The 7415-nt window shown below is 36.5% G+C and carries 9 protein-coding genes; all 9 read right to left on the bottom strand.

What is annotated here, in order from left to right; translation table 11 throughout:
• Nucleotides 1-1453: 1453 nt before the first annotated feature.
• Nucleotides 1454-1783 (bottom strand): hypothetical protein, encoded by a 330-nt coding sequence (locus CW745_RS16330; protein ID WP_101109769.1) that lies wholly within the window; start codon nt 1781-1783, stop codon nt 1454-1456.
• Between the two features lie 512 nt (nt 1784-2295).
• Nucleotides 2296-2649, bottom strand: a complete 354-nt coding sequence (locus CW745_RS16325; protein WP_101109768.1) for a hypothetical protein — start codon at nt 2647-2649, stop codon at nt 2296-2298.
• Nucleotides 2650-2769: 120 nt separating this feature from the next.
• Nucleotides 2770-3099 (bottom strand): hypothetical protein, encoded by a 330-nt coding sequence (locus CW745_RS16320; RefSeq protein WP_101109767.1) that lies wholly within the window; start codon nt 3097-3099, stop codon nt 2770-2772.
• 169 nt (nt 3100-3268) lie between these two features.
• The gene (locus CW745_RS16315; protein ID WP_101109766.1) at nt 3269-3808 is read right to left on the bottom strand and encodes a hypothetical protein; all 540 of its coding nucleotides are present in this window, start codon (nt 3806-3808) and stop codon (nt 3269-3271) included.
• Nucleotides 3809-3975: 167 nt separating this feature from the next.
• Nucleotides 3976-4458: a hypothetical protein gene (locus tag CW745_RS16310; protein ID WP_101109765.1), complete on the bottom strand. Its 483-nt coding sequence runs from the start codon at nt 4456-4458 to the stop codon at nt 3976-3978.
• 136 nt (nt 4459-4594) lie between these two features.
• Nucleotides 4595-4921 (bottom strand): hypothetical protein, encoded by a 327-nt coding sequence (locus CW745_RS16305; protein ID WP_101109764.1) that lies wholly within the window; start codon nt 4919-4921, stop codon nt 4595-4597.
• Between the two features lie 132 nt (nt 4922-5053).
• Complete coding sequence (locus CW745_RS16300) at nt 5054-5581, bottom strand: hypothetical protein (RefSeq protein ID WP_101109763.1); 528 nt, start codon at nt 5579-5581, stop codon at nt 5054-5056.
• 283 nt (nt 5582-5864) lie between these two features.
• Nucleotides 5865-6266: a cytidine deaminase gene (locus CW745_RS16295; RefSeq protein ID WP_101109762.1), complete on the bottom strand. Its 402-nt coding sequence runs from the start codon at nt 6264-6266 to the stop codon at nt 5865-5867.
• A gap of 451 nt (nt 6267-6717) precedes the next feature.
• Nucleotides 6718-7050 carry a hypothetical protein gene (locus CW745_RS16290; RefSeq protein ID WP_101109761.1) on the bottom strand — a complete coding sequence of 111 codons (333 nt, stop codon included), beginning with the start codon at nt 7048-7050 and terminating at the stop codon, nt 6718-6720.
• Nucleotides 7051-7415 lie beyond the last annotated feature (365 nt).

The raw sequence follows: 7415 nt of genomic DNA, 5'->3' as shown, positions 1-7415 counted from the left end.
GAACTGTTTTTGTTCCGTTTAAACGCCTTGTTAGAACGGCGATTGGGAACCTAAACAGGTTTTAGCGCCGTTAATAAATGGAAAATTGCACAACGAATGTGAAACTGAACACTTATTTAAAATCCAGTGAAAACCAAGATTTAACACCGAAACTGAAACACTTTGAATGTTACTTTAAAACCACAAGGCAAAACACATTCAATTGAAAACAGCCCTTCCAAATACGACCAAACTCACAACAACCCAAAAGCTATTTACGTAAGCCTGATAACGCCGCATTAAGCGACAATAAAATTGGGCGGTATTTTTGCGCCCTTGTTTTTTTGCAAAAATAACGAACTGTTTTATTGTCCGTTTAAATGCTTTGTTATAAGGTAAAACCAATTGAAACTGCGATTGAAAAACACATTTCGATTTGATTGCCCTTTTCAATTTAAGATTAATTCTCAGCGACGCTAGTTGACGAGCGAAGCTAAAAATCAATTTTAAATTGTGTACTGAAAATTCGGTTTTAGTCTCTCAGACACGCTACCGCACTTGTAGTGCAAAACACTGCAAGTAAAAACTTCAGGCTTTGTGAAAAAACGGCAATTTCACCGGATTTACGACAAAGCTAGTGATACAAACTAAACAAGAAAATGCGTCACTAATTCAGATTTAGAAAAACCAACCTACACACACTCTATGAAAAACCTTATAACGCCCACTTAAGCGGACAAAAATTGTTGGCTATAATGTGGAGCGAAGCGCAACAAAGCCAACTGTTTTTGTTCCGTTTAAAGTGCTTGTTAGCTTTATTTTTCCACGGGACCAACATCCATTCCATCATAAGAGTCTAGCCCGTGTTTGCTAGCAAAAATGTAGAAATCGTTATTTCTCTCATACAAACTAATAGGAGTATGCACCTCAACCTTTTCAATGTGTAACCACCATAGCTCTGAAACTTCGCCATCCACTTTATCAGATAAAGATATACCGACAAATTGATAGCCTTTAGCTAACGCCCATATTAAGTGGACAAAAATTGTTGGCTAAAATTTGTGAGGAACGAACAATAGCCAACTGTTTTTGTTCCACTTGAATTGCTTGTTAGAAGCTCGCGGGTCAGTTTTAACCGCTTTAAACACAAGCCAAACTTTGAATGAAATAGTAAACCAATTGGCTTCGATTTAAAGCTACTTTGTTATTAACTTTGAACTCCGTAGAAAACACTCCCAGGAAGTAACTCAAAACCAACTAGGATAACCTAAATATCCGAGGCGACACAGTAACGTGATTAAAAAGCCCACGATAAAATAGTGCTCACATCGTATCTAAAAAACCAAAACACCACATAAAAATTAGCGACTTATAACGCTGCACTAAGCGGACAAAAATTGTGGGTTATAATGTGTAGCGAAGCGAAACGTAACCCACTGTTTTTGTTCCGTTTAAGTGCCTTGTTAGCTGTGCTTTAAAACTTATAATTAACAGCCAAAGTTACATCTTTATTAATGGATGGAACCAATGTTAATTGAAGACCTTCGTCATTAACTGACTGGTAAATAACTATACCCGCACTGGCAACTAATGCAGTGCCCCATAGAGCATATACATTTCTCTGACCATCTTGAGCAGAATCACCTAACTCATAAGCTCCCCAAGTAATTAATCCTGCCCCCAAAATCATAGGAATAATTTGATGGCTTCTATTCGATTCTGGCTCTATCTCAGCTATTTCCGAAGCCGAACAGTGAAATGAAAACAGCAATAAAAACAGTGAATATGCTAAAGTTTTAAACATGGATACCTCGTACAGCTAACGCTCTGTTAAGCTGCGAAAAATGGTTGGCTATAATCGCGAAGCGATGGCCAGCCGTTTTTTGTCTGCTTGAACAGCTTGTTAGGAATGCGGCCACAACAGCGGGCGTAAACCTTGATATTTTGTTAATTCTAGCAACCCGCTGACTGATGATTTTAATTAGAAAACGATTCAAAAATCAGAAAGAAGTTGCTCAATAAAGGCTTAATTTTAAAGCAAAAACTAAAAACAGAAAATCAGTTTAAACATAACTTGTGAGGTAACATCGAAACTGGCTATAAAACCATACAGCCTTATTTGCACATTCAAAGCTAAACCACTTAGAAGCTTAACTTTCGCCTCGAAGTTAAAAACAAAACCACACCTTTATTTTCAGATTAGACTTGCAAACCTAACGCCTCGTTAAGAGGCAATAAAATAGTTGGCTAAAATAAGCGACGAAGGAGCAAAAGCCAACTGTTTTTTGTCCTTTTAAACGACTTGTTATGTGTCGTTCAACCAGGTTGAACACAAATGAATTTAGCTTCAAGATCAAAACCTTGTGTGTATTTCGCATCAGTATCGCTAAATTCCCAAGAGCCAATTTTCGTACTAGATTTACTTGTTACAAACCTTTCAATTTCTCCTGTTTGGCTATTTTTCGTAGAAATTAATTTAAACGATTTTCCGCCTTCAAATTCACATCTAGACTTCATAACACCTATCAACATAGAATACGCTCTTTCTTTTGTTTCTCCGCCTACGACCGTATAGAACGAACCATCATCGTAAGGAATAGCTCTATCAGATAAAGATATGTTCGTACAGCCTAAAATTAATGATACGGGAAGAAGACACAAATATTTCATATTTTTCCTTAAGACACATAACGCCGCGTTAAGCGGACTAAAATAGTGGGTTAAAATGTGTAGCGAAGCGAAACGTAACCCACTGTTTTAGTTCCGTTTAAACGCCTTGTTAGCTGTGCTTTAAAACTTATAATTAACAGCCAAAGTTAGATCTTTATTAATGGATGGAACCAATGTTAATTGAGGACCTTCGTCATTAACTGACTGGTAAATAACTATACCCGCACTGGCAACTAATGCAGTGCCCCACAAAGCATATACATTTCTCTGACCATCTTGAGCAGAATCACCTAACTCATAAGCTCCCCAAGTAATTAATCCTGCCCCCAAAATCATAGGAATAATTTGATGGCTTCTATTCGATTCTGGCTCTATCTCAGCTATTTCCGAAGCCGAACAGTGAAATGAAAAAAGCAATAAAAACAGTGAATATGCTAAAGTTTTAAACATGGATACCTCGTACAGCTAACGCAGCCTTAAGCGGACAAAAGTAGTTGGTTAAACTTGTTGAGGCACGAAACATAACCAACTGTTTTTGTTCCGTTTAAAGGCCTTGTTAGCTGATATTATCAAGTATAAGAAAGCTATTGTGCATATTTGTTAAATATAAAAAAAAACACTATATGATGCTATTAATAATCCCGTATTCATCATTAACAGGGCCAATAAAGCGTCTATTTGTATAGTCGTTCCATGGTATTTTTGAAAAGATTAACCACTCATCTTTTCTTGCCTGACTTTTGAAAATCATTAAAACAACCTTTTTGTTGTTTACATTTGTTACTTCAACTGTAAGTCCAATTTTTTTGTTGGCAGCTTGTTGCTGACCATTAATATCTTCAACGGCTAATAATAATGGAACAACTTTAAGAGAATTAACGGGCATCCCATTTATTTTAACTGAATACAAATCAGCTCCTTCGGAGAGGAACTGTATATATTCAAGTCTAATCATATTGTTTTGTTTGTTCTGCATCAGAGTAAGTGTTACCAAAGAAAACAAAACTATAAAGAACATAGAAATAACAGTTACGATAGATGGCTTATATTTAGTACCTTTTCTAATAAACAACCCAAAAATTAAAATAAATGCCCCAACACATAAGTAGCTAAAAAATTCGAGAGTTTTTGAAAACTGTCCTAACAATTCTAGATCCATATATTCCTTCAATTTAAAAAATTAGTTTACCTGTACTCAGCAGATACCACCTATAAAATCATTTCCAACAATCAGCTAACGCCTCGTTAAGCGGATAAAAATGGTTGGCTATAATCGCGAAGCGATGGCCAACTGTTTTTATTCCGTTTAAACGACTTGTTAGGCTATTAGTTAGAAAGGAAGCCAAACTTAGTAATCATATTTTTGCCATTTTCTAAGATATTTTCCCCATTTACAGTATATTTCACTCTGGTTTTTTCATCTCTTTCCAAAGCAGTCACAGTAATGACGCCATTATTAAACTCGACATTTTCTACACCGCCACAAGCATTTAAACTAGGACTAAAATTTACATCGTCTTTACTAATTTTAACAATAGAGAGCACTTCTGCACAGCCACTCCCACCTGTACCGCCTCGTAAAACCAAATAATTTTTCCCGTCAAAAAGTCCCAACAATTTACCATCAACTCCTACCCATTCACTTTTACCTACAACCTTGTTAGATAATTTATAAGTTTGTATTTTTTGAATGCCTACACTCTCACCTTCAGTGATTTCAAAAACACCAAAGCTAGTATTTATGTTTACTTCTGCGTTGGCAAAAGAACTGAGAATCAATAGTGGTAATGCAATACTTTTTTTGAACACTTTTTATTTCCTTATGATAGATATTACAGACTTTGAAAAATAGCCTAACGCCGCATTAAGCGGACAAAAATAGTGGGTTAAAATGTGTAGCGAAGCGAAACGTAACCCACTGTTTTTGTTCCGTTTAAATGCCTTGTTATGTTTTAGGCCCCAATATTTCAGGTCTTAGTTTTTCAAGTTGAGAACTTACCTGCCTAAGCTTCTGCTGATAATCTGCGGCTGCAACTTTACAAGCTTCAGTATAACCATCGCTTATAGGATTCTCTTTACCTTTTAACCAAGCCTTAGATTTATCATGTTCATTTTGCAATAGTTCAGCATAATGTTGCTTTAAAGTCAGCAAAGAGTTTATTTTAGCGATGTCGTTTGCTTTTCTAGCTTCTGACCAAGTCCATCTAGCGTATAACGCAGAAAGTGAAGCTACTAGAAACGCCCCAGTTGCAATGTAATCTGTAATTGTCAAAGTAACACCTCATTCAAGCTTACAAAAGAAACATAACGCCTTGCTAAGCGGATAAAAATGGTTGGCTATAATCGCGAAGCGATGGCCAACTGTTTTTATTCCGTTTAAGCAATTTGTTATGTGTTTCACAATTTAGGTCTTTGTCTTATCAGATTTAAAAAATAAATTCACAACCGTTTCACATGAAATATCTTTAAAATCAAAAGATATTTTATCGTTAGGGTTGATAAGTTGATCTGACTCGATTGAAGTTCCACATATTGCATTTATAGCATCAAGAGCTTCATAAGCCACTACATCATTTTTTTTAAGAGTAATATTTTTCACCTCTTCTTCAGCGCTAATCTTAGATCCATCTTTATTCAAAATATTTGTAGACGGTTTCTGTTGCTGGTATTCAGATTCAGCGACCTCAGGCGATGCGGTTGCTGAATCTGACATAAAAACTTCTTCATCCTCAAACTTTAAACCTGATAAGTCAATGTATTCCTCCTGACTCTTAACTTTTGAAACTGTAGTCTGAGTAGGGACTGACACTTCAATCGTTTCATCCAAAGTTGGAGTGACCTCTACCTTAATAACAGTCTCTTTTGGTGAAGAAACCACCATCAAGACAACAGTTACTATGATAATGGCTAAAACTAATATTACTTTTTTCATTATTTATCCCCTAATTTGCAAGTGCAGCCGTTTGTGCTGATTATTATTGTAAAAGTAAATACCCGTAAAAATGTAACATGTTGATTTTATATGAAAAATCAAACTATAAATACAATCCCATAAATGGAAAAAGTTATCCAGGCAATGGAGATTCCTAGGGCTTACGACTGACACATAACGCCGCATTAAGCGGACTAAAATAGCGGGTTATAATGTGAAGCGTAGCGAAACCAAACCCGCTGTTTTAGTTCCGTTTTAAATGCCTTGTTAAATGTACCTTACGCTAAACATTAATTTGTTTTTTACCCCACCAATCAGGCAGTAGTTCATTTAGTGAAACAGTAGCAAAGTTATCTAAGCTCTTGAGGATTTCCATTTCGCCATTTGTTTTATGTAACTGCATTAGATATTCACGACAAGCCCCACAAGGAGTTAATATTTCGCCAGTTGAAGAAAGGCAAACTAACTTGGTAATTTTACACTCACCATTTGTAATCATATTTGCAACGGCGTTTCGCTCGGCACACATCCCCAAAGAGCACGCGGTATCAATACAAACACCTAAATATACTTTCCCTTTGTCAGTTAAGATTGCTGACGCCACACTTCCAGCTGATATGAATGGAGAAATATCTCTAGGATTTAGTGTATTTTTAGCTTGGATATATAACTTTTCAAATTCCATTTTGAATACTCAATGAAGTACATTTAACGCCGCGTTAAGCGGACAAAAGTAGTTGGCTAAAATTTGTGAGGCACGAACAAAAGCCAACTGTTTTTGTTCCGTTTAAACGCCTTGTTAGCATGGCGAGTGGAAACCTAAATAGATTTCAACGCCTTAAATAAATGGAAAGTTGCACAACGAATGTGAAACTGAATACTTATTTTAAATCCAGTGAAAAACCAAGGTTTGACACCGAAACTGAAACACTTTGAATATTACTTTAAAACCACAAGGCAAAACACATTCAATTGAAAACTGCCCTTTCAAACACGACCAAACTCACAACAACCCAAAAGCCAATTTCGTAAGCCTGATAACGCCCGGCTTAAGCGGACAAAAATTGTTGGCTATAATTTGTGAGGCACGAACAAAGCCAACTGTTTTTGTTCCGTTTAAAGCCCTTGTTAGGTGCTTAGATTACAAAAGAAAGAACAGCTTTACCAATGATTTGAGAGCCTTCTTGTAGCCTCCATTCACAGTTTTTAACTAACAACTCTCGTAAGCCAATAGAGTTTAAGAATGAAATAGATACGAGCTTTGTTTCTCCAGGAAAGATCCATTCATCTGGAGCCATTTCGAATTGTCCAATGAACATTCTATTTTGCTCTGGAAAATCAAAGTTATGGTTTGGCCGATAACTATCCGTTATAGGGTGTTCTCTGCCACCTTCATCACTTTTGAACAAAGTTACAGTTGCTTCAATTAATATTGAATCACCACTATCAATCTCTAGAACGTCATACAAAACAATGAACTCCGAAGGACACCTAACGCCCACTTAAGCGGACAAAAATTGTTGGCTAAAATGTGTAGCGGAGCGAAACGTAGCCAACTGTTTTTGTTCCGTTTAAATTGCTTGTATGGATAATTACCCCACCCAATAGTTACCTTTTAAACCCGTTTAGGTAAAGTGAGGCCCAAGCTTTGGCTGCAACCAAAGCCTTCTTATACAACAGTTCGGTAAATTGCAGGCTCCTCATTTGAGAGACCGTTAACAAGTGAGAACGTTGTATAGGACTCCAAGCATTAAACTCGAATAGTCAACTGGGCCTCGAGCCCGAATAGCAAGGCGGAGTCAGCTTATTATGAATTGCACAAACAATCAAAAAA

The sequence above is a fragment of the Psychromonas sp. psych-6C06 genome (genome assembly GCF_002835465.1).
In the GTDB taxonomy this organism is placed as follows: domain Bacteria; phylum Pseudomonadota; class Gammaproteobacteria; order Enterobacterales; family Psychromonadaceae; genus Psychromonas.
Note: the sequence above shows the minus strand (reverse complement) of the source record. Positions and strands in the feature narration are given on the sequence as shown.

Coding starts and splice junctions, on each gene's coding strand:
- CW745_RS16315 (WP_101109766.1), bottom strand. CDS start 3,808: ATGGATCTAGAATTGTTAGGACAGTTTTCAAAAACTCTCGAATTTTTT.
- CW745_RS16325 (WP_101109768.1), bottom strand. CDS start 2,649: ATGAAATATTTGTGTCTTCTTCCCGTATCATTAATTTTAGGCTGTACG.
- CW745_RS16320 (WP_101109767.1), bottom strand. CDS start 3,099: ATGTTTAAAACTTTAGCATATTCACTGTTTTTATTGCTTTTTTCATTT.
- CW745_RS16295 (WP_101109762.1), bottom strand. CDS start 6,266: ATGGAATTTGAAAAGTTATATATCCAAGCTAAAAATACACTAAATCCT.
- CW745_RS16300 (WP_101109763.1), bottom strand. CDS start 5,581: ATGAAAAAAGTAATATTAGTTTTAGCCATTATCATAGTAACTGTTGTC.
- CW745_RS16330 (WP_101109769.1), bottom strand. CDS start 1,783: ATGTTTAAAACTTTAGCATATTCACTGTTTTTATTGCTGTTTTCATTT.